The sequence below is a fragment of the Neisseriaceae bacterium CLB008 genome, assembly GCA_041228285.1.
In the GTDB taxonomy this organism is placed as follows: domain Bacteria; phylum Pseudomonadota; class Gammaproteobacteria; order Burkholderiales; family Neisseriaceae; genus JAGNPU01.
Map to the genome: position 1 here is coordinate 3,199,773 of CP166133.1, position 25,734 is coordinate 3,225,506.

Here is a 25,734-nt window from a genome sequence, read left to right on the forward strand (position 1 = left end):
AATTCAATAGCAAACGTCAAAATAAGGCCTCATGGTACGGATTTGAGAAAGTCGCCGCAAGTTTTCTGCGCGGGTGTGCCCGTGCTTGCACGCAAACGCAAAGGCCGAGCGCGGCTGGCGCAAACGCGGTACAATATCTGCTTAATCTTGAAGCAGCCTTGATGAAGGTCGACCAAATGAACGATGATGCAAATCCCTTTGCCTTTTGGCAGCAGGTTTGGCAAGACGCCCAACCGAATCTGAAATCATTTATGCCGCCCACCTCGCTCGAAGAGGTGAACCGCAAGCTGTCCGAACTAGACAATGTGGAAACCTGGTTGCGTTTCCACCTGCAGGCCTTGGCCACCCAAAAAGCCGTGTTGCAGCAGCAACAGGCGATGTATCAAGCCATGGCCGCCGCCGAAGCCCCCATAAAAAATCCTGACGAAGCCCCTAAATGACTCAAGCCCAATACATTCCGTTACGACTGCACACTGAATTTTCGATTACCGACGGCACCGTGCGCATTAAAGAAGCGGTGAAGACCGCCAAAGCGCAGGGCCTGCCTGCTCTAGGCATCAGCGATCTGATGAACTTTTTTGGCTTGGTGAAATTTTACAAAGCCTGTCGTGGCGAAGGCATTAAGCCCATCATGGGCGTGGACGTGATGATTAAAAATCACGACCAGCTGGACCAGCCGTATCGATTGATGTTGATTGCCCGTAACGACGCCGGCTATTTGCGCCTGTGCGAGCTGCTGACCCAAGCCTATCTTGACGATGACAAGCACAAAGGCATCGCCCAATTGGAGTGGGATTGGCTGCAAGAAGGCGACAACAGCGGGCTGATTTGCCTGTCGGGCGCCCATCTTGGCGCCGTGGGCGTGGCCTTGATGGCGGGTAAGGAAGCCGAAGCCAAAGACGCGGCTCAAGCCTTGGCCCATCTTTTTCCCAATCGTTTTTACTTAGAGCTACAGCGCTTGCCTGAGCTGCCGCAGCTCGAAACCTGCGTGGCCGGCAGCTTAAAGCTAGCCGATGAGCTGGGGCTGCCGGTGGTTGCCACCCACCCGACTCAGTTTTGGCAGGCCGACGATTACGAAGCCCATGAAGTGCGCGTGTGCATTGCCGCAGGCTACGTGTTGGCGGATAAGCGTCGCCCGAAAGAGTTTCAACCCAGTCAGTTCTTTGTCGACCACGATACGTTTGTGGCCCGTTTCGCCGACATCCCTGAAGCTTTGCAAAACAGTTTAGAAATTGCCAAGCGTTGCAATCTGACCATTGTGTTGGGTAAGAACTTCTTACCTCAGTTCCCTACGCCCGATGGCCTGTCGCTCGACGCCTATCTGTCGCAACTGTCGTTCGAAGGCTTAGACGAACGCATGGCGGTGCTGTACCCAGACGAAGCCGAACGCGCCGAGCGCATGCCGGAATATGCGGCGCGCCTACAGTTTGAGCTAGATACCATTACCCAAATGGGCTTCCCTGGCTACTTCTTGATCGTGGCCGACTTCATTAACTGGGCCAAGAACAATGGCTGCCCAGTCGGCCCTGGTCGGGGTTCAGGTGCCGGCTCCTTGGTGGCCTATGCACTGAAAATTACCGACTTAGATCCGCTGAAATACGCCCTACTGTTCGAACGTTTTCTGAACCCAGAGCGGGTGTCGATGCCGGACTTCGATATTGACTTCTGCCAAGAAAACCGTGGCCGCGTGATCGACTACGTGCGCCACCAATATGGCGAAGAAGCCGTGAGCCAGATCGTCACTTTTGGCACCATGTCGTCTAAAGCCGTGGTGCGCGACGTGGGCCGAGTGTTGGACTTGCCGTTTGGCCTCTGCGATCGCTTGTCGAAATTGATTCCGGTGGAAGCGAATAAGCCTTTGGGCCTGGTTAAAGCAATGGAAGCCGAGCCGCAAATCGGCGAACTGCTCGACGCTGAAGACGCGCATGAGCTGATGGATTTGGCCAAAAAGCTGGAAGACTTAACCCGTGGCCTGGGCATGCACGCCGGCGGCGTGTTGATCGCACCCGGTAAGCTGACCGACTTTTGTCCGGTGTACCGCGCGCCCGATGCCACCGCCACCGTGTCGATGTACGATAAGGACGACGTGGAGCAGGTTGGCCTGGTGAAGTTTGACTTCTTGGGCTTACGTAACTTGACCATTATTGAGTTGGCACAAAGCTATATTAAGGATTTAACCAACGAAGTGGTGGACGTGAACCACATCGCGCTAGACGATGCGCCAGCCTATAAGGTGTTTGCTTCTGGCAACACCACGGCGGTGTTCCAGTTTGAGTCGACCGGCATGAAGCGCATGCTGATGGAGGCCAAGCCGACCAAGTTTGAAGAAATTATCGCCTTCGTGGCCTTATATCGTCCTGGTCCGATGGATCTGATTCCCGACTTTACCCGCCGCATCCACGGTGAGAAGTTTGAATACCTACACCCGTTGTTAGAGCCGGTTTTGGAGCCCACCTACGGCGTGATGGTGTACCAAGAACAGGTGATGCAGGCGGCCCAGGTCGTGGGCGGCTACTCGCTCGGTGGCGCCGACTTATTACGGCGCGCCATGGGTAAGAAAAAAGTCGAAGAGATGGTGGAGCACCGCGGGATTTTTGTCGCCGGCGCCGCCGAAAAAGACATTCCCGAAGCCAAGGCCAACGAAATTTTCGACTATATGGAAAAATTCGCCGGCTATGGGTTTAATAAATCGCACGCCGCCGCCTATGCGTTGGTGGCCTACCAAACCGCATGGTTAAAAGCCCACCACTGTTCGGCTTTTATGGCCGCAACCATGTCCAGCGAGCTGGACAACACCGATCAGCTACAGGTCTTCTATGAAGACGCCAAGAATAAAAACAGCCTCACTTTCTTACCGCCCGACGTCAACGAATCGTTCTATCGTTTTGTGCCCACCGACGCCAGGCACATTCGCTATGCCCTAGGCGCAATCAAGGGTACGGGTGAGGGTGCGGTTGAAGAAATCGTGAAAGAGCGCGAAGCCAATGGCCCGTTTGTGAGCCTATTCGATTTTTGTGAGCGCATCGGCAAAGGCCACGTCAACAAGCGCACCATGGAAGCTTTGGTGCGCGCTGGTGCGTTTGACGCCATCGATCCGAACCGCGCCAAAATGTTTGCAAACATTCCTTTGGCCATGGAATATGCCGATCAGGCCGCCGCCAACCGTAATCAAGGCGGGCTGTTTGATGATTTCTCGGGTGAAGAAGAAGTCACCGTTGACATGGTTGAGTGTGCCCCGTGGGACGACGCCACCATGTTGGCGGAAGAAAAACAGGCCATGGGCTTTTATTTCTCCAAACATCCGTTTGACGCCTACGCCAAAGAAATCCGCAGCTTCTTAAAGCAGCGCCTAGCCAATATTCGCGAAGGTAAGGCAACGTTGTCGGGTTTTGTGACCGCGGTGCGCGTCATCATGGGCCGCCGCGGCAAGATGGCGTTTGTGACTTTAGAAGATGGCGAAGGCTTGAAAGACAAAGTCGAAGTCATGTTTGCGGGACAGAGCTACGAAACCTATGCCAATATACTTAAGGCTGACCAAGTGTTGGTGATGGAAGTGAAGATCAACCGTGACGATTACGGTGGCGGTTCGGGCTTACGCATCATGGGCGACACCGTCTACAGCCTCGACGAGGCGCGCGAGCATTATGCCCGCAGCGTATTCATCAAGCTGACCGATCAGGACGACCCTCACCGCGTCGCCGAGCTGTTGCGGCCTTACCAAGATAGCCAAAGCCGCGTGACCCTGAAGTTAAGCTATCAGAACCGCACCGCCTATGGCGAAATGCGCCCTGGGCGTGAATGGCAGATTGTGCCCGCGTCTGATTTGATTAAGGCTCTGGGGCAGCTATTGGGCCCCGAGGCCGTAGAAGTCATGTGGTAGCGGCAGATTTGGGCGTCGCCGCCAGTGGCGATTGGTCGGTGTATCTGCTGTGGTGCGCCGGCGATCGACTGTATACCGGCATCAGCAATCAGCCGGACAAGCGATTTTTGGCCCACAGCCAGGGTAAAGGCGCGAAGTTTACCCGGATGCACCCGCCACAGGCCATGAAAATTGTGGCCTGTTGTTGTAGCAAAGGTTTGGCGCTGTCATTAGAGCGGCGCCTAAAGCAGCACACGGCGGCGCAAAAGCGCGCGCTGTGGGCGCAATTACCGCTGGCGGCGAGTCTCGCCGTGGCCGAGGAGGCATCACCATGAACCAATGGCTCAGTTTGAGGGTACCGCCGTTGCTGTTGCTGGCCTTGTTTTTAGCGGCGCAGGCTGTTTTTGCGCCAGCCAGTCGGGCGCACGGCATTTGGCTCTTTTTGTCTTTCTTGTTCGCGCTCAGCAGCGCAGCCATCGCCTTGGCGGCGGTCGGGAGCTTTTGGCGCGGCCAGACCACGGTCGACCCACGTCAGCCACAGCGCAGCAGCGCTTTACTGACCCACGGCGTGTACCGCTGGACGCGTAACCCCATGTATTTGGCCTTTGCGGGCGTACTGTTGGCACAAACGCTGTATTTGGCTTCGCCATTTGGCCTACTGTTGGTGGCGGCGTTTGTGGCCTATCTCACCCAATGGCAGATTAAGCCGGAGGAGGCTGCCTTAAGCGAACGCTTTGGCGCTGATTATGCTGCGTATCGGCGGCGCGTACGGCGCTGGTGTTGAGCGCCGTGTAGGATAATATGCGATCAAAGGCATGAAAAAGCCCAGACTCATGTCTGGGCTTTTTGCTGGGCGCGCGCATTACATGATGCGCATGTGTTTGACGTCTAATTCAATTGGCTGATGCCAGTCTTTTTCTAATTCACCGCTCAAAACCACGGTGGTTTTGTCGTTAAACGTTTGGCCGACAGGCAGGTATTTTTGGTCTAACTCAATGTTTAATTGGCCAGTGCCATCAGAAAACACATAGTGCTCTTTGCGCACTTGGCGGATGATTTTACCTTTGACGGTCACGTATTGGTCGTCCTTACCGTTGGCAAGGATTTGCTTCACCGTGGTGACCTGATCGCCAGCCAGATTGGAAGGGCCCGTGTATTGGGCGAATGCCGCTGTCGAAGTGAGGGCTAAGGCGGTGAGGATGGCTAGGGTACGCATAGTGTGGTTCCTTTATTTAGGTTCAATGAGGTTTGCTATGGGATTCATTAAACCGCATCAACCTTAAGTGAATCTTAAGCCTTAAGTTTTTTAGGGAACATCAGGGTTATTTTTAAACCCGCGTAGCGGCTGCCGGATTCGATCTTAAGCTGGGCATGGTGTAGTTCCATAATGCGCTGCACGATCGACAGCCCTAAGCCGCTGCCGCTGGTGTCTGTGCCCAATACTCGATAAAACCGCTGCGTCAGCCGCTCGGCCTCTGCATCGCTGACCCCTGGGCCATTGTCTTGCACCACAACGAGGGTGTGGGCGTGGGTGTCTGAGGCGGATAGGGTGAGGGTGCTGCCTTCAGGGCAATAGCTTAGGGCATTGTTGATGAGGTTGCGCAAGACAATGCCCATCAGCTCGCGATTCGCGTATAGCTGGAACATCGATTCGGAGGGCAGGGTGATGACCATCTGCATACGCCGCGCGTCCAGCTCGTTTTGAAACAATCGTGCCTGATCTTGCAGCAAAGCGGCCACGTTTAGCGGTTCCGGATTGAGCTTTTCTTGGCCCTGCTGATTGAGTGGATCCAGCCGCGCCAACAGCAATAGGTGGCTGACTAAATGGGTGCTGCGTTCAATGTCTTGGCGTAAAGCGCTTAAGGGCTCGGCCAGTTCTGGATGTTGGCGCTTGAGCAGCTGAGTTTGCATGCTTAGAGCCGCCAGCGGCGTGCGCAACTCATGTGCTGCGTCAGCGGTGAAGCGGCGCTCATTGAGCAAGGTCTGCTGTAGACGCGCCAATAAGGTATTTAAGGCATCGGTGATGGCGTTGACCTCGGCAGAAGAGCGCTGCATCGGTAAAGCGGTTAAGTCTTGTGGGGATTTTTGGGTCAGTAGCTGGGCCATCTGGGTGAGCGGGCGTAATAAATAATAAATGGTCAGCGTGCTCACCGCCACCAGCAACAGCAATAAGGCCAAGGCGGGCACGATCAGGTTCTCCGCCAGTTCCTCTAAAATGTCTAAGCGTTTATTCAGCGCTTGGGCGACCTGAACTTCGAGGGCGCCGTCTTTGGCGCGAATGATAAATACGCGCCACTCATCGCCGTTGAGGGTGATGTCGCGAAAGCCTTTACGCTTATGGAAGTCAGCCACAAAAGGCTGTAATGGCGCTTCTTTGGTGCGCGAGACCACCTGACCTTGCTGCACCACTTGATAATGTAAGTCGTCGGTGTCGGGCTGAGCCGACCGGTCACGCGACGGCCGCGGATGAAATTCAAATTCATGCCGGGTGGCGTGCAGCAGCAACGAGGCTGATTCTTTCAGGGCATCATCAAAAACATCGTTGGTTTCATCCCACGCCACATAAACCATGATGCTTAAACTCACCAGCCAAAAAAACACCGACAGCCCAAGCACTGAAAACAACAGCCGCAGCCGCAGCGAATAGGCGCGCGGCGTGGTGGGAGCAGTAGAATGAGCTGATTTTTTTCTAAACCGCATGGTTTAAGCCTCTTTCGATAAGGTATAGCCCAGATTGCGTAAAGTGCGGATGAAGGTGCTGCCAAGTTTTTTGCGTAGATGGTGGATGTGTACTTCAACCGCATTACTTTCGACCTCGTCCCCCCAGCTGTACAGCTTGTCTTCCAGCTGGGCGCGGGTGAATACCTGAGTGGGATGCTGCATGAGGGCGTGCAATATCGTGTATTCCTTGGCGGTTAAGGTCAGGGGTTGCTGCTTGAGGGTGACGGTTTTGGTCGCTGGGTTGAGGCACACCTCGTCATGAGTCAACAGTTGCTCTAGGCTACCCGAGGCGCGTCGCAGCGCCGCCCGAATGCGTGCCGACAGTTCTTCCAGATCAAAGGGTTTGACTAAATAATCGTCGGCGCCTAAATCCAAACCTTCAATGCGTTCCTCTAGAGCGTCTTGGGCCGTGATCATGATGATGGGTAAAGTGGCCTGCTGCGCCCGCAGCTGGCTTAACAGTTCGTCGCCTGAAAGGCCCGGCAGGCCTCGATCGAGCAAAATACAGTCGTAGCTTTGTCCCAATAAGGCCGTTTTCGCCGTATCGCCTCGGTTGGCCCAGTCTACGGCATAGCCGTCTAGCTTAAGCCAGGTCTGGATGGTGTTGCCTAAAGAAGAATCGTCTTCAACTAATAGAATGCGCATAATGGCCTCATGATGGCGGCTGAATCTTAAGGTTATCTTAAATCGAATGACTTCAATAGCATTAAATGCAGCTAGGCTGCGCCGCATCAGAAAAGTCGCCAGCCCAGAGGTGAGCCTGACGGTGTCTTAGGGTTGTGCTAGATCAAACGATTGATTGTAAAGGTGATGATTCTATTATATGGCATAGATTAAGGCATGAGTCTTAAGATTCGCTTAAGACAGCCTGCCTACCATGAGGATGTATCTTTCTCTAGGTGCTGATTGGCGACATAGCCAACGGGCCTTGATTCATTCTTATGAAAAGGCATCATCATGAACACAAAAATAAAAACCACGTTAACGCTCGGTCACCGCTACTTCGGGCTGATCTTGGCACCGCTACTGCTGGTGATTTTACTGTCTGGCGCCGTATTGGCCTTAAAGCCCATCATGGCCCCCGAGGCTGGCGTTGGCTTTCAGGCCAATATCAGCGCCGATCAAATCGTGTCTACTCTGAATCAGATCGACCCCAAAGGCCAAATGAGCAAGCTGACCGTACTTAAAGATGGTGAAACCATCTTGCTTGAGGGCGGTAAGCAAGGCCCAGAAGGGGGCGTTTACGCTGTACGTACGGCCGAAAAAGTCGGCTCGGTCGGCCTGAGTGTGCAAACCTACAATGTTTTTAAAAGCCTGCATAAGAAGCTACTCATCGGTGCTGGCTGGCTGGTAGAGGGCGCAAGCTATCTATTGGCGCTCATGCTGGTGGTGGGCTTGCTGTTGCTGCGGCCCAGACTGCGCAAAACGCTGATCGATGGCCACAATGCTTTAGGCTGGTTGGCGTTGCCGCTATGGCTATTGCTGCCCGTGACTGGGGTATTGATGAGCCTGCATTTCGGGGCGCCCGACTTTAATCGACTCGAGGCCAGCAGCCAGCCATTGGCTGACGTGATTCAGGCCGTTGATGGGGAACAGTCTTTAAGCCGGTTGAGCAGCATCGACAGCATCAAAGGCCGCTTTCAGGTGGTGAAGTTGGTGAGCGCAGGCCAAACGGCTGCCTACCAAGTGAACGAGCTGAATCAGCTACAGCCTGTGGCGCTTAGCCGTTATTGGGCTAAAGAGCTACATGAAGGCACCTGGGCGGGTTCGTTCAGCGGTTGGCTCAACCTTGTCATCAGTCTGGGCTTGGCGGTATTGACCGCAACCGGTGTTTATTCATGGCTACGGCGTCAGCGTCAAAGTCGTCAGAAACAAGTGCGCCGAGATGAACCCATTCTGGTGGCGTTTGCCAGCCAAACCGGCACTGCCGCCGCCCTAGCCAAGCAAACAGCCGCGGCCTTACGCAGCGCAGGCCAAGGCGTGGTGTGTAATCCCTTGTCCAGCGTCAGCCCAAGCGAGTTAAATGGTTATGAACAGGTGTTGCTGATCGTGTCGACGACGGGCGAGGGCGAGCTGCCTGAGCAGGCAAAAGCCTTTGCCGCCGCCTTGCCGCAATCTGATTTAGGCCAAACCCAGTACGCTGTCTTAGCCTTAGGCGATCGCCGCTACGCCCATTTTTGTCAGGCCGGTAAAAACATCGACGGCCTCCTAGAGGCGCAAGGTGCACAGCGCCTACAGGCAACCGCTTACGCCGACGGCAATCCCAACGCCATGTGGCAGCAATGGTTGGCGCAGTTATCGGCGAGCCTTGGTGTGACGCTGGCTACTATAGAGCCCATTGTCCAAGACGAACCTATAGCCTTAAGCTTGATTCACAAGCAGCGCCTAGACTGTGCCGACGTCGCAGGCTTAAGAGAAGTGTGGCAACTGGATTTTCAAGCGCCGGTGGATAGCCATTTCCGCCCCGGTGACCTCTTGCTCATTACGCCCAATGCGGATGCACGACCCCGGGTTTACTCAATTGGCAGTAGTCACCTGTTGGGCCAAGTATTGTCGCTCACGGTGGGGCTAGAGCAGTTTAAGGATGCAGAAGGCACTGTCGGCTACGGCTTGTGTTCACACTACCTCTGTCGCGAGCTGGCGGTTGGCACAACCATACAAGCCGCTTTGCGGGTGCACGCCGATTTTCATCCGCCGCAAGACCCACAGCAAAAAGCCATTCTCATCGCCACCGGTACCGGCATCGCGGCCTTCCCTGGCTTTATGGCCGAACGCGCCCAGCAGCAGTCGTCTGGCCAAACCTGGCTGTTTTTCGGCAACCGCTGTCAGCAAGGCGATTACTTCTACGCCGAGCAGCTACAGGCCTGGCAGGCGCAAGGGGTACTAGCCCACCTCACGCCCGCTTTTTCTGACGACGCTGACGATGGCGAGTACGTGCAGCACAAAATGCTGGCCCACGGTAAAGAGCTGTATGCCTGGCTAGCGCAAGGTGCCGTGGTGTACGTTTGCGGCAAGGCCAGTACCGTCGGCCAGGGGGCGCTGGCTGCGCTGGCCACGATTTATCAAGATCAAACGGGCGCCGACGAAGCGGCGGCCACAGCCTGGTTGGCCGACCTACAGGCGCAGCAGCGCATTAAGATGGATCTGTTTGGCTAGCCGACCCTTGTGTTGATGCATAGACCAAAGCCCGCAGCACTGCGGGCTTTGGTTTTGATCTCCAGGTTAAAATTAAAGACATACTATATATAGCTAAAAAATAGCCTACTCATCTTTTGCTGGTGTGTCGTTGGCGTTTCAGAAGGGGAAGCGATGAACACAAGCGGTGGGTAGGCTGCGCTTTACCCACCCTACGCAAGGTAGCGCCGAGATTAATAGGTGAATTGGTAGGGTGGGTCGCGACCCACCATCGTTTTTCGGTGGGCGCCAGCCCACCTACGGGGTTGGTTTTGCTGCCAGCCAATTCAGTTTTGCCGCCGTTTTCAAAGTTTTCCCCATTATTTTGCGCTTTTTTACTTTATTTTCGCCTTTTTGATTTAAATTTCAGCCACGGTTAACGCCAACAACCACAGGCTTTTCACCGTTTTCCAGCACTGCCTATAAATTCTTTTAAAAAAGATGCCCCATAAAACCCAGTTAAAACAGTCTTTTGCTTATTTTTGGTGGTTTTTTAGCAAATTAATGGCAAATAGGGGTTGACGATTATCAGGGGGTCGTCCATAATTCGCTTCCTCTGCTGATGACGGAACGAAACAAACCCAGTCAGCAACGCTCTTTAACAGAACAGATAACCGATAAGTGTGAGTGCTTCGAGCCTCACACTGCAATTTAAGATTTATGTATGAGATAGAAATATCTCGTTAATGAATTTGAGAAAGCAGACCAGAATTAGTAATAGCTTAGAGATTAAACATAAGAGTTTGATCCTGGCTCAGATTGAACGCTGGCGGCATGCTTTACACATGCAAGTCGAACGGTAGCGGGGAAGAAGCTTGCTTCTTCTGCCGACGAGTGGCGAACGGGTGAGTAATATATCGGAACGTGCCAAGTAATGGGGGATAACTATCCGAAAGGATGGCTAATACCGCATACGCTCTACGGAGGAAAGCAGGGGATCTTCGGACCTTGCGTTATTTGAGCGGCCGATATCTGATTAGCTAGTTGGTGGGGTAAAAGCCTACCAAGGCAACGATCAGTAGCGGGTCTGAGAGGATGATCCGCCACACTGGGACTGAGACACGGCCCAGACTCCTACGGGAGGCAGCAGTGGGGAATTTTGGACAATGGGCGAAAGCCTGATCCAGCCATGCCGCGTGTATGAAGAAGGCCTTAGGGTTGTAAAGTACTTTTGTTAGGGAGGAAAAGCTATAGGTTAATACCCTGTAGTCATGACAGTACCTAAAGAATAAGCACCGGCTAACTACGTGCCAGCAGCCGCGGTAATACGTAGGGTGCAAGCGTTAATCGGAATTACTGGGCGTAAAGCGAGTGCAGGCGGTTTGTTAAGCTAGATGTGAAAGCCCCGGGCTCAACCTGGGAATTGCGTTTAGAACTGGCAAGCTAGAGTGTGTCAGAGGGGGGTAGAATTCCACGTGTAGCAGTGAAATGCGTAGAGATGTGGAGGAATACCGATGGCGAAGGCAGCCCCCTGGGATAACACTGACGCTCATACTCGAAAGCGTGGGTAGCAAACAGGATTAGATACCCTGGTAGTCCACGCCCTAAACGATGACAATTAGCTGTTGGGGAATTAAAAGTCCTTGGTAGCGTAGCTAACGCGTGAAATTGTCCGCCTGGGGAGTACGGTCGCAAGATTAAAACTCAAAGGAATTGACGGGGACCCGCACAAGCGGTGGATGATGTGGATTAATTCGATGCAACGCGAAGAACCTTACCTAGCCTTGACATGTACGGAAGTCCGATGAAAGTTGGATGTGCCTTCGGGAACCGTAACACAGGTGCTGCATGGCTGTCGTCAGCTCGTGTCGTGAGATGTTGGGTTAAGTCCCGCAACGAGCGCAACCCTTGTCATTAGTTGCTACCATTTAGTTGAGCACTCTAATGAGACTGCCGGTGACAAACCGGAGGAAGGTGGGGATGACGTCAAGTCCTCATGGCCCTTATGGCTAGGGCTTCACACGTCATACAATGGTCGGTACAGAGGGTAGCCAAGCCGCGAGGTGGAGCCAATCTCTTAAAGCCGATCGTAGTCCGGATCGCACTCTGCAACTCGAGTGCGTGAAGTCGGAATCGCTAGTAATCGCGGATCAGAATGTCGCGGTGAATACGTTCCCGGGTCTTGTACACACCGCCCGTCACACCATGGGAGTGGGGGATACCAGAAGTGGGTAGGATAACCGTAAGGAATCCGCTTACCACGGTATGCTTCATGACTGGGGTGAAGTCGTAACAAGGTAGCCGTAGGGGAACCTGCGGCTGGATCACCTCCTTTCTAGAGAAATAAAAAGTGGGGCAAAGAAGTACTCACACTTATCGGGAATCTGTAAGTAAAAGATGCGTAAAGTTAAGACACTTTAACGAGACCTAAGGGTTTGTAGCTCAGCTGGTTAGAGCACACGCTTGATAAGCGTGGGGTCGGAGGTTCAAGTCCTCCCAGACCCACCAATCATTAGGAATCATAGGGTATCAACCCCAAAGAGGGGGCATAGCTCAGTTGGTAGAGCACCTGCTTTGCAAGCAGGGGGTCATCGGTTCGATCCCGTTTGCCTCCACCACTGATTGACTTAACTTTGCAAACGAACCCGACGGTTCAAATTAAATCGTGAATGCGATTGACAAGCTTTGTAAAAAGCTTATAATGCGCAACTCAATTTAATTTGCACCGTCTCTTAGTCTCCGATTCATCGGAAACTTAAGCAGACAACGCATCGATCTTTAACAAATTAGAAGCCGAAATCAATCAATGTTAGTTTTACCGATTTCGTCACGTTAGCTAGCTAGTATTTATACTGAGTTAGCGGCAACACGAAATCAAAAATATATATTGGGTGATTGTATCGAAGTAGCTCATACGAAACTAACAAAAGGCGTATGAGATACACACAACAGCAGTAAGCTTTGTCAGAGTAGAAACTTAAGCAAGTGGAGGGGCGTCAACCCCCAAAGCAAGCAAAGTCAATAGGTTCTTGAAATGATAGAGTCAAGTGAATAAGTGCATCAGGTGGATGCCTTGGCGATTACAGGCGATGAAGGACGTGTAAGCCTGCGAAAAGCGTGGGGGAGCTGGCAATAGAGCTTTGATCCCACGATGTCCGAATGGGGAAACCCACCATGAGTGATCATGGTATCCATGACTGAATACATAGGTCATGTGAAGCGAACCTGGAGAACTGAACCATCTAAGTACCCAGAGGAAAAGAAATCAACCGAGATTCCGTAAGTAGTGGCGAGCGAACGCGGATCAGCCTGTACGTGATACATAGTGTGTTAGGAGAACAACCTGGAAAGGTTGGCCATAGTGGGTGATAGCCCCGTATCCGAAAACACATCATGCTTACTAAGCGTACGACAAGTAGGGCGGGACACGAGAAATCCTGTCTGAACATGGGGGGACCATCCTCCAAGGCTAAATACTCGTAATCGACCGATAGTGAACCAGTACCGTGAGGGAAAGGCGAAAAGAACCCCGGGAGGGGAGTGAAATAGAACCTGAAACCTGATGCATACAAACAGTGGGAGCGGACTTGTTCCGTGACTGCGTACCTTTTGTATAATGGGTCAACGACTTACATTCAGTAGCGAGCTTAACCGTATAGGGGAGGCGTAGGGAAACCGAGTCTTAATAGGGCGTCTAGTTGCTGGGTGTAGACCCGAAACCGAGTGATCTATCCATGGCCAGGATGAAGGTGCGGTAACACGCACTGGAGGTCCGAACCCACTAATGTTGCAAAATTAGGGGATGAGCTGTGGATAGGGGTGAAAGGCTAAACAAACTCGGAGATAGCTGGTTCTCCTCGAAAACTATTTAGGTAGTGCCTCAAGTATTACTTCTGGGGGTAAAGCACTGTTATGGCTAGGGGGTCATTGCGACTTACCAACCCATGGCAAACTCAGAATACCAGAAAGTACGAGCTTGGGAGACAGACAGTGGGTGCTAACGTCCATTGTCGAAAGGGAAACAACCCAGACCGCCAGCTAAGGTCCCAAATGATCAATTAAGTGGTAAACGAAGTGGGAAGGCTTAGACAGCCAGGATGTTGGCTTAGAAGCAGCCATCATTTAAAGAAAGCGTAATAGCTCACTGGTCGAGTCGTCCTGCGCGGAAGATGTAACGGGGCTCAAATTGATAACCGAAGCTGCGGATATGACACAATTTATTGTGCATATGGTAGAGGAGCGTTCTGTAGGCCGTTGAAGGTGGATTGAGAAGTCTGCTGGAGGTATCAGAAGTGCGAATGTTGACATGAGTAGCGATAATGCGGGTGAAAAGCCCGCACACCGAAAGCCCAAGGTTTCCTACGCAACGTTAATCGGCGTAGGGTGAGTCGGCCCCTAAGGCGAGGCAGAGATGCGTAGTCGATGGGAAACAGGTTAATATTCCTGTACTTTATATTAGTGCGATGTGGGGACGGAGAAGGTTAGGTCAGCAAACTGTTGGAATAGTTTGTTCAAGCCGGTAGGCGTGAAGGGTAGGCAAATCCGCCCTTCTTTAACGCCGAGAAGTGATAACGAGGATCTACGGATCTGAAGTGACTCATACCACGCTTCCAGGAAAAGCCACTAAGCTTCAGCTAATATAAAACCGTACCGCAAACCGACACAGGTGGGCAGGATGAGAATTCTAAGGTGCTTGAGAGAACTCAGGAGAAGGAACTCGGCAAATTGATACCGTAACTTCGGGAGAAGGTATGCCTTTGTTGGTGATTTGCTTGCGCAATGAGCTGACAGAGGCCGCAGAGAATAGGTGGCTGCGACTGTTTATTAAAAACACAGCACTGTGCCAACACGAAAGTGGACGTATACGGTGTGACGCCTGCCCGGTGCTGGAAGGTTAAATGAAGGGGTGCAAGCTCTGGATTGAAGCCCCAGTAAACGGCGGCCGTAACTATAACGGTCCTAAGGTAGCGAAATTCCTTGTCGGGTAAGTTCCGACCCGCACGAATGGCGTAACGATGGCCACACTGTCTCCTCCTGAGACTCAGCGAAGTTGAAGTGGTTGTGAAGATGCAATCTACCCGCTGCTAGACGGAAAGACCCCGTGAACCTTTACTGTAGCTTTACATTGGACTTTGAAGTGGTTTGTGTAGGATAGGTGGGAGGCTATGAAACCAGCACGCTAGTGTTGGTGGAGCCGTCCTTGAAATACCACCCTGACCCCTTTGAGGTTCTAACCCAGGTCCGTTATCCGGATCGGGGACCGTGTATGGTAGGCAGTTTGACTGGGGCGGTCTCCTCCCAAAGAGTAACGGAGGAGTTCGAAGGTTACCTAGGTACGGTCGGAAATCGTGCTGATAGTGCAATGGCAAAAGGTAGCTTAACTGCGAGACCGACAAGTCGAGCAGGTGCGAAAGCAGGACATAGTGATCCGGTGGTTCTGTATGGAAGGGCCATCGCTCAACGGATAAAAGGTACTCCGGGGATAACAGGCTGATTCCGCCCAAGAGTTCATATCGACGGCGGAGTTTGGCACCTCGATGTCGGCTCATCACATCCTGGGGCTGTAGTCGGTCCCAAGGGTATGGCTGTTCGCCATTTAAAGTGGTACGTGAGCTGGGTTTAAAACGTCGTGAGACAGTTTGGTCCCTATCTGCAGTGGGCGTTGGAAATTTGACAGGGGCTGCTCCTAGTACGAGAGGACCGGAGTGGACGAACCTCTGGTGTACCGGTTGTGACGCCAGTCGCATCGCCGGGTAGCTAAGTTCGGACGAGATAAGTGCTGAAAGCATATAAGCACGAAACTCTCCTGAAGATGAGATTTCCCTGAGGGTTTAACCCTCCTAAAGAGTCGTTCTAGACCAGGACGTTGATAGGTCAGGTGTGGAAGCACAGTAATGTGTGGAGCTAACTGATACTAATTGCTCGTGAGGCTTGACTCTATCATTTGAAGAACTTGTGTAAGACATAAGTGAAGAATTCAGATGAAGCTTACAGGCTGTATGTGTGTATATTACCCGATACATCACCTTATATATTGATACGATCTAACGATTGATTAGGCTTTTAATTTGTTACCGTTTTTTGTTTGGCGGCCATAGCAAGTTGGTACCACTCCTTCCCATCCCGAACAGGACAGTGAAACGACTTAGCGCCGATGATAGTGTGGATGCCCATGTGAAAGTAGGTCACCGCCAAACTCCCCATACTTAAGCCCTGTTGCGATTGCAACAGGGCTTATTTTATTGGTAGTGGCACAACCGTAGGGTGGTGCCCATACCGTAGGGTGGGTAAAGCGTAGCCTACCCACCCTACGCGTGGCCGTGTGGCTGGTAGGGTGGGTCGTGACCCACGCGTTGAGCCGATAGACATAACCTTACCCCATACACCTAAAGCAAAGCCCACCTGACGGTGGGTTTTGTTGCGTCTGGCGTCTGGTGATTCATGGTTGTGCCGCTATAAGTTATGGTGGGTAGGCTGCGCTTTACCCACCCTACGCGTTGCCGTGCGGCTGGTAGGGTGGGTCGTGACCCACGCGTTGGGCTGTTTACGTTGATGCGTGACAAGCCTTATCCACACACTTATCTTATCCACAGGCGATTATCTTCAGAGCTTGGCTTTTACCTCGGCCACTTCCGCCATTAGCTGACTCACTAATTCACCAGCGCCTAACTGGCGGCTAAGGCCAAGGCCTTGGCCGGCCCAGAGGGATAAATACTCATGATCGCCTTTAGCCTTGGCCGCTGCGCGTATCGGTGCAGTTAAGGCATTTTGAATGGGGTAATCGGGTACGCTGGCTTCGGCTTCGCGATGGCTGTTCATAAAATCATTCACAATGCCGCGAGCGTGCTTGCCTGAAAATAGTCGGGTTAAGCGGGTTTGATCACCGCTGGCCCTGCGCATAGCGTTTAAATAAGGCTGAGGCAGCTGAGCTTCGGGGCAACCTAAAAAAGCGGTGCCCATTTGCACGGCGGCGGCGCCTAAGGCTTGTGCCGCAACAATGCCGCGCCCATCCATGATGCCGCCAGCGGCGATGACGGGAATGTCTAGCACATCCACGCAGGCCGGTAGCAATGCCATTAAGCCGACCAAGCTGTCATCGACGGGGTTGATGAAGGTACCGCGATGGCCACCGGCTTCAAAGCCTTGGGCGCAAACGGCATCGGCGCCGATGTCGGCCCATGCGCGCGCCTCAGCCACCGTGGTGGCCGTACCAATGATGGCGATGCCCGCAGCCTTGAGCGCTAAAGCTTGCTCTTTGGTGAGCATACCAAAGGTAAAGCTGGCGACAGCGGGCTTGATGGCCAGTAAGGTCTCAAACTGCGGCAAGAACGGCTCGGCCCATTTTTGCGGTAGCTGCACCGGGCAGCCTAGTTCATCATATGTGGCCTTTAAATGAGCCAGCCCTTGCTGTGCAACCTGAGTATCGACCTGAGGATCGGGCAAGATAAAAAGGTTTAAAGCAAAAGGCCGATCGGTTAAGGCGCGAATCGCCACCGCGGCATCCTTCATTTGCTGAGGAGTGAGCATGCTGGCGGCCAGCGTGCCTAAGCCACCGGCATTGGCCACCGCCGCTACCAGAGCCGGAGTGGTGGGGCCACCGGCCATCGGCGCTTGAATAATCGGGTGGGGGAGGTTAAACGTTTGCTGCAGATAGTGGCTGGACATGAGGGTTCCTATTATCTGATTTATAGATTGATTGCATTTATAAGCTTCATTTAATATTCATCTTTATTGTGGCACAGCATCTCATACTGAGTCTCTGACCGCAATGGTCAGCTTAGTCCTGGGTGTATTGCAGTGACAGTAAGGCCAAAAAGCGCTGGGCAGCCGGTGAAGGGTTAGGTTGCCAAACGGCATAGGTTTGACGCTGAGGGGCTTCTAAGATAGGCCTATGGGTTAAGTTGGCTAGTTTTTGTGCGGTCGACAACGGCACCATGCCTAAGGCCAGCTGATTAGCCACGGTTTGGGTGAGCCAATCAATGTGGTCGATTTCAAAATGAACCTGCCGCTTAAGGCCGGCTTTTTCAAAGGCTTGATCGGTTTGGCGGCGCGCGCTTGAGCCTTCGGGGTAATCCACCAGCGGCTGCTGGCTCAGGTTGGCTAAACTCAAGACGGCCTGCTGGGCCAGTGGATGCTCCGGCGCCATGATGGCCACCAGCTCTTCCGTGCCCAATAGCTGATGTGGCCAGGGCATCATGCTTTGGTCGCCCGGCGGTACGCCGATGAAGACGATGTCAGCCTGATGTTGGCGTAAGTCTTCTAAGAGTTGCCCACTCATGGCCATATGGAGACGATTGTTCACCTTAGGGTGAAGGGCGTGAAACGCGCTTAAGGCAGCAACCAGATCGATGCTGTTTAAGGTTGAGATGGTGCCTAAGGCGAGTTGGCCGCCAATCTCATCTTGGGCGGCGTGGACGGCGTCAATGATGGCCTGTTTGGCGGCCAGCATGGCCTTGGCCGGCTCGAGGATGGCTTGTCCTGCCTCGGTGAGGCTGACCTGGCGCTGATTGCGTAAAAATAAGGCGCAGCCTAATTCGTCTTCTAGCTTGGCGATTTGGTGGCTCAGCGCCGACTGCACCACATGGCATTGAGCGGCGGCGCGGGTAAAGTTCTTGGTTTCGGCCACGGCCAAAACATAGGTGAGCTGTTTTAAATTCATCGGCTGGCCAAGCGGCTTTCTGAGCATTGCTAACCAAATCAATATAGGCCAATTGGGCCGATTAGGCGAGTGTTTCTGGCTTCCATCTCATTTCGAGATCATGGCCATGATTTTAAAGCGTTGGCGTTGGAGCTTAAACCCAAGGATACTAGGCGGGTCAAAAGGAATCTTTATCATGTCTCTGAATAAAACTGCCGCCACGTCGGCGCCTGTGACCCTTACCGGGTCGTTAATCTTATTAATGTCCATCGCCACAGGCTTAGCCGTGGCCAGTAATTATTACGCCCAGCCGCTGTTGGCGACGATGGCCACCTATTTTTCGTTGACGGTGCATCAAGCTGGCTTAATCGTCACCACCGCCCAACTGGGCTATGCCGTGGGGCTGATGTTCATCGTGCCCTTAGGCGATTTAATTGAGCAGCGCAAGCTGATTGTGGTGATGACGGTGCTGGCTGCTCTTGGCCTATTGTTAACCGGTACCGCCAATAGCATGTGGGCGATTGTGTTGGGCACGGCCTTAACCGGCCTGTTTTCGGTGGTGGCGCAAATTTTGGTGCCGCTGTCGGCCACCTTGGCCAAGCCGGAAGAGCGCGGCCGCGTGGTCGGCATTTTGATGTCGGGCCTGATGCTGGGCATTCTCTTGGCACGCACCTTGGCTGGGGCTCTGGCAGAATTAGGCTCGTGGCGCACGGTGTATTGGGTGGCCAGCGTGATGATGTTAATGGTGGCGCTGATGTTGTGGCGTGGCCTACCACAGCATCAGCAAAACGCCACTATGTCTTATCCCAAGCTATTGCGTTCGATTGTCAGCCTTTTCGTGCATGAGCCCGTGCTGCGTACTCGTGCCATTCTGGGCGGCCTGGCTTTTGCCAACTTCAGCGTGTTGTGGACGTCGATCGCCTTTTTATTGGCCTCGCCCGCCTATGGGTATTCCGAATTTGTGATCGGCCTGTTTGGCCTGATTGGCGTGGCCGGCGCGATTGGTGCAAGCAAAACCGGTAAGCTTGTGGATAAGGGCTATGCCCAATACACCACGCTGTTTGGCTTTGTGGTTGTGTTGCTGTCGTGGTTGCCGATTTGGTGGGGGCAGTATGCCTTGCTGCCGCTGCTGTTGGGCGTCTTCTTCCTTGATTTGGCCGTACCCGCCGTACACATCACTAATCAAACCATGATTTATCAAAGCATGCCCGAAGCGCGTGGTCGCCTGACTGCGGGTTATATGACCAGCTATTTCATCGGTGGTGCCGTGGGCTCAGTGGTGGCTGGAGCGGCATATCAATACGGTGGCTGGCATGGCGTGGCCTTGATTGGTGCAGTTTTGAGCCTAGTGGGCGTATTGTGGACGCTTAAGCATAGGGCCATTTTGTCCTAAAAGACCGATGTAGACACAAAACGCAGCCGTTTTAAGCGATGGCTGCGTTATTTTTTTGCCAGAGTGTCTAGTGACGGATTCTGCACTGGCAGTGAGGGCGCAGGTTTGGCTAAGATAAAAGGCCGTCAACCTGACCGTTAACTTCAAGAGAAAACGCTGCACATCATGAATAGCTTAATCAAACTGAATCAATTTGTTGGTAAAACCTTCGCCATCTGGGTTTTACTGTTTGCGGCCCTGTCGTTTTGGGCGCCCAATGCCTTTACTTGGATTGGGGCCTACATTCCCTGGCTTTTAGGCCTCATTATGTTTGGCATGGGCGCCACTCTCACCGTGGGCGACTTTAAAGAAGTCGCGCGTCATCCCGTGGCAGTGGTGGTGGGCGTGGTGGCTCAGTTTGTGATCATGCCGTCGGTGGCCTATGTTTTGGCTAAGCTGTTTCAACTGCCGCCGGAAATTGCGGTTGGGGTGATTTTGGTGGGCGCTTGCCCAGGCGGTACATCGTCAAACGTGATGACGTATTTAGCCAAAGGCAATACGGCACTGTCGGTGGCCTGTACGTCGATTTCCACGCTGTTGGCGCCCGTGTTGACGCCGGCAATATTCTACCTTTTGGCCAGTCAGTGGTTGGAGGTGTCGGCCAGTGCCATGTTTGTGTCGGTGTTGAAAATCGTGCTGCTGCCGATCTTCTTGGGCTTGATCGTGCGTGCGCTGTGGCAGCGTAAAGTAGAGCAGGCGGCGCAGATTTTGCCGTTGATCTCTGTGGTGGCCATTGTGATGATCGTGACCGCCGTGGTGGCCGGCAGCAAGGCCAATATCCTCACTTCTGGCCTGCTGATTTTTGGCATTGTGGTGTTGCATAATGGCTTTGGCTATTTACTGGGCTTTTTATTGGGTAAATTATTCAAATTGCCTTACGAGGACAATAAGGCCATCGCCATCGAGGTGGGCATGCAAAACTCAGGCCTCGGCGCTGCCCTTGCCGTGGCCCACTTCAGCCCGCTAACGGCCGTGCCCAGTGCGCTCTTTAGCCTCTGGCACAATATTTCCGGCCCCTTGTTGGCCACTTATTGGGCCAGAAAAGCCGATAAAAAGGCGCAGTAAGCCGCCAATTTTAGGTATAAAAAGGCTGGCTTGGCCCCAGCTTATTCATTAAGATGGGGGCCTTACAACCGATCATGGTCTTTGAGAGATGAATGCACTGATTCGCATGAGCCAGTTTGTCAGCCGTTTTTTTGCCCTCTGGGTGTTGATGTTTGCCGTCATCGCTTTTTTTTGGCCCGCCGGCTTTATGTGGGTAGGGCCGTATATTCCCTGGTTCTTAGGCCTCATCATGTTTGGCATGGGGGCGACTTTAAGCCTCGGAGATTTTAAACACATCGTGCGTCACCCTAAATCGGTGATCGTGGGCGTGTTCGCTCAGTTTTTAATCATGCCATCGCTGGCCTATGGTTTAGCGGTGACGTTTCAGCTGCCGCCCGAGATCGCCATCGGCGTGATTTTGGTGGGCGCCTGCCCCGGCGGTACCGCTTCCAACGTGATTACTTATTTGGCCCGCGGCAATACCGCCTTATCGGTAGCGTGTACCTCTGTCGCCACGCTGCTGGCGCCCATCTTGACGCCGGCCATTGTGTATTTCTTGGCCAGCCAGTGGATTGAGGTGTCGGCCAGCGCTATGGTGCTGTCGGTGCTGAAGATGGTGTTGCTGCCGGTGGCACTGGGCGTGATTGTGCGCACGCTGTGGCAAAACAAAGTGGATCGCGCGGCCGAAGTCTTGCCCTTAGTGTCGATGTTCATGATTGCGCTATTGGTGGCGGCCCTAATTGGCGCCAGTAAAGACAAGATCATTGAGTCTGGCCTAATGATTTTCTTGGTGGTGGTGCTACACAACGGCCTAGGCTTTTTGTGCGGCTATGCCTTGGGGGCTTTGTTTAAGTTGCCCTATGCCGACAATAAGGCCATCGCTATTGAAGTAGGGGTACAAAACTCTGGCTTAGGCGCCGCCTTGGCCGTGGCCCATTTTAGCCCCTTAGCAGCCGTTCCCAGCGCCATTTTTAGCCTGTGGCACAATATTTCTGGCCCGCTTTTGGCAACGTATTGGGCGCGTAAGGAAGATAATAGAGACCCTAAATGAGACACATAGCCAATCCATTATAGAATATTCACTCTAATTTAAACGATTATTATTCGTACTATGATATGAAGGCTGATCCCAGTAAGCTAATGCCCTATCTTTTTGTATTTTCAGGATATAAAGGGTAACTTTAAAATATTTCAAAATAAATTATCATTTTATACATGCAAATGTACTAGGCTGAGTGCATTAACCCGCGTTGCATAGCCTAAGGCTGCATGTTACTATAGCGCCCCATATGCCGTCCCCCGTAAATGAAATCACTTTCGGTTTGGTTTTGTTTTATGACATAATGATATCAACGATATCAATGAGTTCCGCGATTGGTTTCTCTTTCATTAAGCATGAAAAGAAGCCATTTTATTGTTTTAAGGGGGCGACCTATGACGATAAATATACCCCTATACCCTTACAGCATTAGAGTCTACCTATGTTCCTATCCGGCCTGTCAGTTCAAAAACGAGTGGTTCACGCCTTATTTTTGCGTGAACTGAAAACCCGTTTTGGGAAGTATCGGCTTGGGTACTTATGGGCCTTATTAGAGCCTGTGGCCCATTTGGCCGTGCTCATGCTGATTTTTGGCTACGTGATGTCGCGGGTGATGCCGGAAATTTCTTTTCTGGTGTTTCTGGTAAATGGCTTGGTGCCGTGGTTTTTATTTTCGAACATTACCTCTCGTTCTTTAACCGCCATCGAGGCCAATCGTGGTTTGTTGAGTTATGCCCCGGTGCATCCTGTCGACACCTTATTGTCCAGAACGCTATTAGAATCGATGATTTATGTGGCAGTTTACGTGATTTTAATGGCGATATTGTGGTTACAAGGTGAATCGATCACCTTGATCAATGTACCCCGGCTATTGTCGATTTGGCTGGCTATTACCGTCTTGTCTATGGGTTTAGGCCTGATTTTTATGGTGATTGGACATGCCTTTAATGAGGCTCAGAAAATATTGCCGATTATTTTAAAGCCGCTGTACTTCATCAGCGGCATTATGTTTTCGATCAACATCATTCCACAGCAATATCATTATTTAGTGGATTGGAACCCTTTATTGCATGCGTTCGAACTACTGCGGCAAACGGTGGTGCCTGCTTACCAGATAATGCCTAGCTTGAGTTTGGGCTATTTATGGCAAAGTGCGGTGGTGGTTTTGGCCATCGGCTTGATTGTGTATAAGGGCCGTGAACCGGCGATACTGCGGTCATCATGATTGATTTAATTAACCTTTCTAAGTCGTATAAAACCCCGCAGGGTCGCCACTATGTGTTCAAGGATTTGAACATCACCCTGCCGGAAGGCAAGAGCGTGGGCTTGATTGGGCGTAATGGGGCGGGTAAGTCGACGCTGCTACGCATCATTGGCGGCATTGATCGGCCCGACGGCGGCAAGGTACAGACCCAGAAAAAAATTTCTTGGCCGGTCGGCCTAGCCAGCGGTTTTCAGAGCAGCATGACCGGGCGCGAGAACGTCAAGTTTGTGGCGCGGCTCTACGCCGAGCCGCATGAGCTATTAGAAAAAGTGGCATTCGTGGAAGCCTTTGCTGAGCTGGGTAAGTATTTTGACATGCCGCTTAAGTCTTATTCTTCTGGCATGCGCTCTCGCCTAGGCTTTGGGCTGTCGATGGCGTTTGATTTTGATTACTACCTCATTGACGAGGTAACGGCGGTGGGCGATGCCACCTTCCGCAAAAAAAGCGATGCGCTGATTCAAGAAAAGCGCCAGCGTAGCCAGTTTTTAATGGTGTCGCATAATTTAGGCGACATTAAAAAGTATTGTGACATGGCGCTCTTGATCGGGCGCCAGCGTGTGCAAGTATATGACGATGTAAACGAAGCGATTAAGGCTTATAAAGAAGATGAACAAACCCGATAACCCAAATGGCTCAAGCGCCGAGGTAAAACCGGCTATGGCGCCAGCTAAACCCGTTGAGCCAGTGAAGCCTGTGGCTGAAGCCAAGCCCGCGGTTGCTCCAGTGAAGCCTGCTGAGCCTACGAAGCCTGTCGCCGAGGTAAAACCTGCAGTGGCGCCTGCAAAACCTGTAGAGCCGGTTAAACCCGTGGCTGAAGCCAAGCCCGCCGCTGCTCCAGAGAAAGCTGTTGAGCCCGCGAAGCCTGTCGCCGAGGTGAAACCAGCTGTAGTGCTTGCTAAACCTGTAGAACCGGTTAAGCCCGTGGCTGAAGCCAAGCCCGCGATTGCTCCAGTGAAATCTGCTGAGCCTACGAAGCCTGTCGCCGAGGTAAAACCTGCGGTGGCGTCTGCAAAACCTGTAGAACCGGTTAAGCCCGTGGCTGAAGCCAAACCCGCGGTTGCTCCAGTGAAGCCTGTTGAGCCTACGAAACCTGTCGCTGAGGTGAAACCAGTTGTAGTGCCTGCAAAACCTGTAGAACCGGTTAAACCGGTGGCTGAAGCCAAGCCCGCGGTTGCTCCAGTGAAACCTGCTGAGCCTACGAAGCCTGTAGCTGAGGTAAAACCAGCTGTAGTGCCTGCAAAACCTGTAGAGCCGGTTAAACCTGCGGCTGAAGCCAAGCCCGCGGTTGCTCCAGTGAAACCTGTTGAGCCTGCGAAGCCTGTCGCTGAGGTAAAACCAGCTGTAGCGCCTGCAAAACCTGTAGAACCGGTTAAACCCGTGGCTGAAGCCAAGCCCGCGGTTGCTCCAGTGAAGCCTGCTGAGCTTGCGAAGCCTGTCGCCGAGGTAAAGCCTGCTAAACCGATTGCCATAAAAGCCGCGGGTAAGGGACGGCGTTGGCTGACGAAGCTGTCTGGCTGCGGCGGCTGTGGTTATCACATGCTTAAGCGTAACCGTCTCTTGGCGTTGTTGGTATTGCTGCCATTCTTGTTGGCCGTGCTGTATTTTGGCCTATTGGCTAAAGACCGCTATGTGAGTGAATCCATCGTGGTGGTTAAGCGTGCCGATGATTTAGGTGCGGTTAATTTGAATCTTGGTGCGCTCCTGGGCGGTGGCAGCGCCACCGTGAGGGAAGACGCCATGCTGCTGCAGCAATACATTCTGGCGCCGGATATGTTGAAGAAGCTAGACGCTAAGCTTGATTTTAAAACCGCTTTTGCCGCTTCCGGCTGGGATCTGTTCCAGCGCTTGCCAAAAAACGTGTCGTTTGAAGATTATTTAGACTATTACCGCAGTAAGATCAGCGTGGGCTTCGACGAAAAAACCTCGGTGTTGACCATCAGCACTCAGGGCTTTACGCCAGAATTTGCGCAGCAGTTTAACCAGGCAGTGCTGGCCGAGAGCGAAAGCTTCATCAACGAGCTGTCGCATAAGATCAGCCGTGAAGAAATGCTGTTTGCCAATCAAGAGATCAACCGCGCCTATGGCCAGCTGCAGGGCGCTAAAGAAACCTTGTTGACCTTCCAAAACGACAATAATTTGGTCGATCCGCAGGTGCAAATCGAAGCCACTAGCCGCCTCGTGGCCGAGTTACAGGCCAAGCAGGCCCAGCTTGAAGCCGAGTTGACCAATTATTTAAGCTATTTGAACGACGACACGCCGCAGATTAAGGCCGCCCGTAGCGCCATCGAATCGATTCAGGCGCAAATTGAAAAAGAGCGGGCGACCTTAACCTCGTCAGAAGACGAGCAGCTGAACCAAAAAATGTTTGAGTTCGAAGAGCTTAAGGCCAAAGTTGCCTTTGAGGGCGATTTATACAAGCTGTCGCTGACGGCGCTAGAAAAAGCTCGGGTAGAAGCTGCCCGCAAGGCCAAGAGCCTGGCCGTAGTGAGCCAGCCTTATTTGGCTGAAGACGCGCGCTATCCACGCCGCCTGTATATGCTGCTGACCGTTTTATTGGTGAGCCTGCTGGTGTATGGCCTAACTAAGGTCACCCTATCCATTATTGAAGACCATAAGATTTGAT

The 25,734-nt window shown here is 52.7% G+C and carries 16 protein-coding genes, 2 tRNA genes and 3 rRNA genes; 16 read left to right on the plus strand and 5 right to left on the minus strand.

The window, feature by feature from the left end; all coding sequences use genetic code 11:
- The first annotated feature begins 176 nt into the window (after positions 1-176).
- Genes AB8Q18_14890 through AB8Q18_14905 form a run of 4 tightly spaced genes read left to right on the plus strand, consistent with a single transcriptional unit; the run spans position 177 to position 4,643 of the window.
- Positions 177-440: a PhaM family polyhydroxyalkanoate granule multifunctional regulatory protein gene (locus tag AB8Q18_14890; protein XDZ51433.1), complete on the plus strand. Its 264-nt coding sequence runs from the start codon at positions 177-179 to the stop codon at positions 438-440.
- Entirely contained in the window at positions 437-3,880 is a 3,444-nt protein-coding gene (gene dnaE, locus AB8Q18_14895) for a DNA polymerase III subunit alpha (GenBank protein XDZ51434.1), read from the plus strand. The genes AB8Q18_14890 and dnaE overlap by 4 nt, the downstream gene beginning before the upstream one ends.
- Positions 3,874-4,194, plus strand: coding sequence for a GIY-YIG nuclease family protein (locus AB8Q18_14900; GenBank protein ID XDZ51435.1), 321 nt, complete (start codon positions 3,874-3,876; stop codon positions 4,192-4,194). The genes dnaE and AB8Q18_14900 overlap by 7 nt, the downstream gene beginning before the upstream one ends.
- On the plus strand, positions 4,191-4,643 hold the full coding sequence (locus AB8Q18_14905) for an isoprenylcysteine carboxylmethyltransferase family protein (protein XDZ51436.1): 453 nt from the start codon (positions 4,191-4,193) through the stop codon (positions 4,641-4,643). Before AB8Q18_14900 ends, AB8Q18_14905 begins: the two co-directional genes overlap by 4 nt.
- Before the next feature lie 78 nt (positions 4,644-4,721).
- Here the strand turns inward: AB8Q18_14905 and AB8Q18_14910 are convergent, their stop codons facing one another.
- The 3 genes from AB8Q18_14910 to AB8Q18_14920 all read right to left on the minus strand — a co-directional run bounded on the left by AB8Q18_14910 (position 4,722) and on the right by AB8Q18_14920 (position 7,225).
- A complete protein-coding gene (locus AB8Q18_14910; protein ID XDZ51437.1) occupies positions 4,722-5,075 on the minus strand; it encodes a YgiW/YdeI family stress tolerance OB fold protein in 354 nt (117 codons plus the stop codon).
- Positions 5,076-5,149: 74 nt separating this feature from the next.
- Positions 5,150-6,559 carry a sensor histidine kinase N-terminal domain-containing protein gene (locus tag AB8Q18_14915; GenBank protein XDZ51438.1) on the minus strand — a complete coding sequence of 470 codons (1,410 nt, stop codon included), beginning with the start codon at positions 6,557-6,559 and terminating at the stop codon, positions 5,150-5,152.
- 3 nt (positions 6,560-6,562) lie between these two features.
- Positions 6,563-7,225, minus strand: a complete 663-nt coding sequence (locus AB8Q18_14920) for a response regulator (protein XDZ51439.1) — start codon at positions 7,223-7,225, stop codon at positions 6,563-6,565.
- 312 nt (positions 7,226-7,537) lie between these two features.
- Here AB8Q18_14920 and AB8Q18_14925 point away from each other — a divergent pair, with 312 nt between their 5' ends.
- From AB8Q18_14925 to rrf, 6 genes are all read left to right on the plus strand, one after another.
- A complete protein-coding gene (locus tag AB8Q18_14925) occupies positions 7,538-9,736 on the plus strand; it encodes a PepSY domain-containing protein (protein ID XDZ51440.1) in 2,199 nt (732 codons plus the stop codon).
- Between the two features lie 749 nt (positions 9,737-10,485).
- Positions 10,486-12,029: ribosomal RNA gene (locus tag AB8Q18_14930) — 16S ribosomal RNA — on the plus strand.
- 96 nt (positions 12,030-12,125) lie between these two features.
- Positions 12,126-12,202 (plus strand) — tRNA-Ile (locus AB8Q18_14935).
- A 34-nt stretch (positions 12,203-12,236) separates the two neighbouring features.
- Positions 12,237-12,312, plus strand: a tRNA-Ala gene (locus AB8Q18_14940).
- Positions 12,313-12,735: 423 nt separating this feature from the next.
- Positions 12,736-15,633: ribosomal RNA gene (locus AB8Q18_14945) — 23S ribosomal RNA — on the plus strand.
- Positions 15,634-15,778: 145 nt separating this feature from the next.
- Positions 15,779-15,891 (plus strand): 5S ribosomal RNA (gene rrf / locus AB8Q18_14950).
- The 16S, 23S and 5S rRNA genes sit together here with 2 tRNA genes alongside, the layout of an rRNA operon.
- A 406-nt stretch (positions 15,892-16,297) precedes the next feature.
- Here rrf and AB8Q18_14955 read toward each other — a convergent pair.
- Positions 16,298-17,359: an NAD(P)H-dependent flavin oxidoreductase gene (locus AB8Q18_14955; GenBank protein XDZ51441.1), complete on the minus strand. Its 1,062-nt coding sequence runs from the start codon at positions 17,357-17,359 to the stop codon at positions 16,298-16,300.
- A gap of 112 nt (positions 17,360-17,471) precedes the next feature.
- The gene (locus tag AB8Q18_14960) at positions 17,472-18,353 is read right to left on the minus strand and encodes a LysR family transcriptional regulator (GenBank protein XDZ51442.1); all 882 of its coding nucleotides are present in this window, start codon (positions 18,351-18,353) and stop codon (positions 17,472-17,474) included.
- A gap of 175 nt (positions 18,354-18,528) precedes the next feature.
- Between AB8Q18_14960 and AB8Q18_14965 the strand changes: the two genes are divergently transcribed.
- The 6 genes from AB8Q18_14965 to AB8Q18_14990 all read left to right on the plus strand — a co-directional run bounded on the left by AB8Q18_14965 (position 18,529) and on the right by AB8Q18_14990 (position 25,733).
- Positions 18,529-19,725 carry an MFS transporter gene (locus AB8Q18_14965; GenBank protein ID XDZ51443.1) on the plus strand — a complete coding sequence of 399 codons (1,197 nt, stop codon included), beginning with the start codon at positions 18,529-18,531 and terminating at the stop codon, positions 19,723-19,725.
- A 165-nt stretch (positions 19,726-19,890) separates the two neighbouring features.
- On the plus strand, positions 19,891-20,829 hold the full coding sequence (locus AB8Q18_14970; protein XDZ51444.1) for a bile acid:sodium symporter family protein: 939 nt from the start codon (positions 19,891-19,893) through the stop codon (positions 20,827-20,829).
- 88 nt (positions 20,830-20,917) lie between these two features.
- The gene (locus AB8Q18_14975; GenBank protein ID XDZ51445.1) at positions 20,918-21,859 is read left to right on the plus strand and encodes a bile acid:sodium symporter family protein; all 942 of its coding nucleotides are present in this window, start codon (positions 20,918-20,920) and stop codon (positions 21,857-21,859) included.
- 430 nt (positions 21,860-22,289) lie between these two features.
- Positions 22,290-23,072: an ABC transporter permease gene (locus AB8Q18_14980; protein ID XDZ51446.1), complete on the plus strand. Its 783-nt coding sequence runs from the start codon at positions 22,290-22,292 to the stop codon at positions 23,070-23,072.
- Positions 23,069-23,734 (plus strand): ABC transporter ATP-binding protein, encoded by a 666-nt coding sequence (locus AB8Q18_14985; protein XDZ51447.1) that lies wholly within the window; start codon positions 23,069-23,071, stop codon positions 23,732-23,734. The genes AB8Q18_14980 and AB8Q18_14985 overlap by 4 nt, the downstream gene beginning before the upstream one ends.
- Entirely contained in the window at positions 23,718-25,733 is a 2,016-nt protein-coding gene (locus AB8Q18_14990) for a hypothetical protein (protein ID XDZ51448.1), read from the plus strand. Before AB8Q18_14985 ends, AB8Q18_14990 begins: the two co-directional genes overlap by 17 nt.
- The last annotated feature ends 1 nt before the right edge of the window (position 25,734 follow it).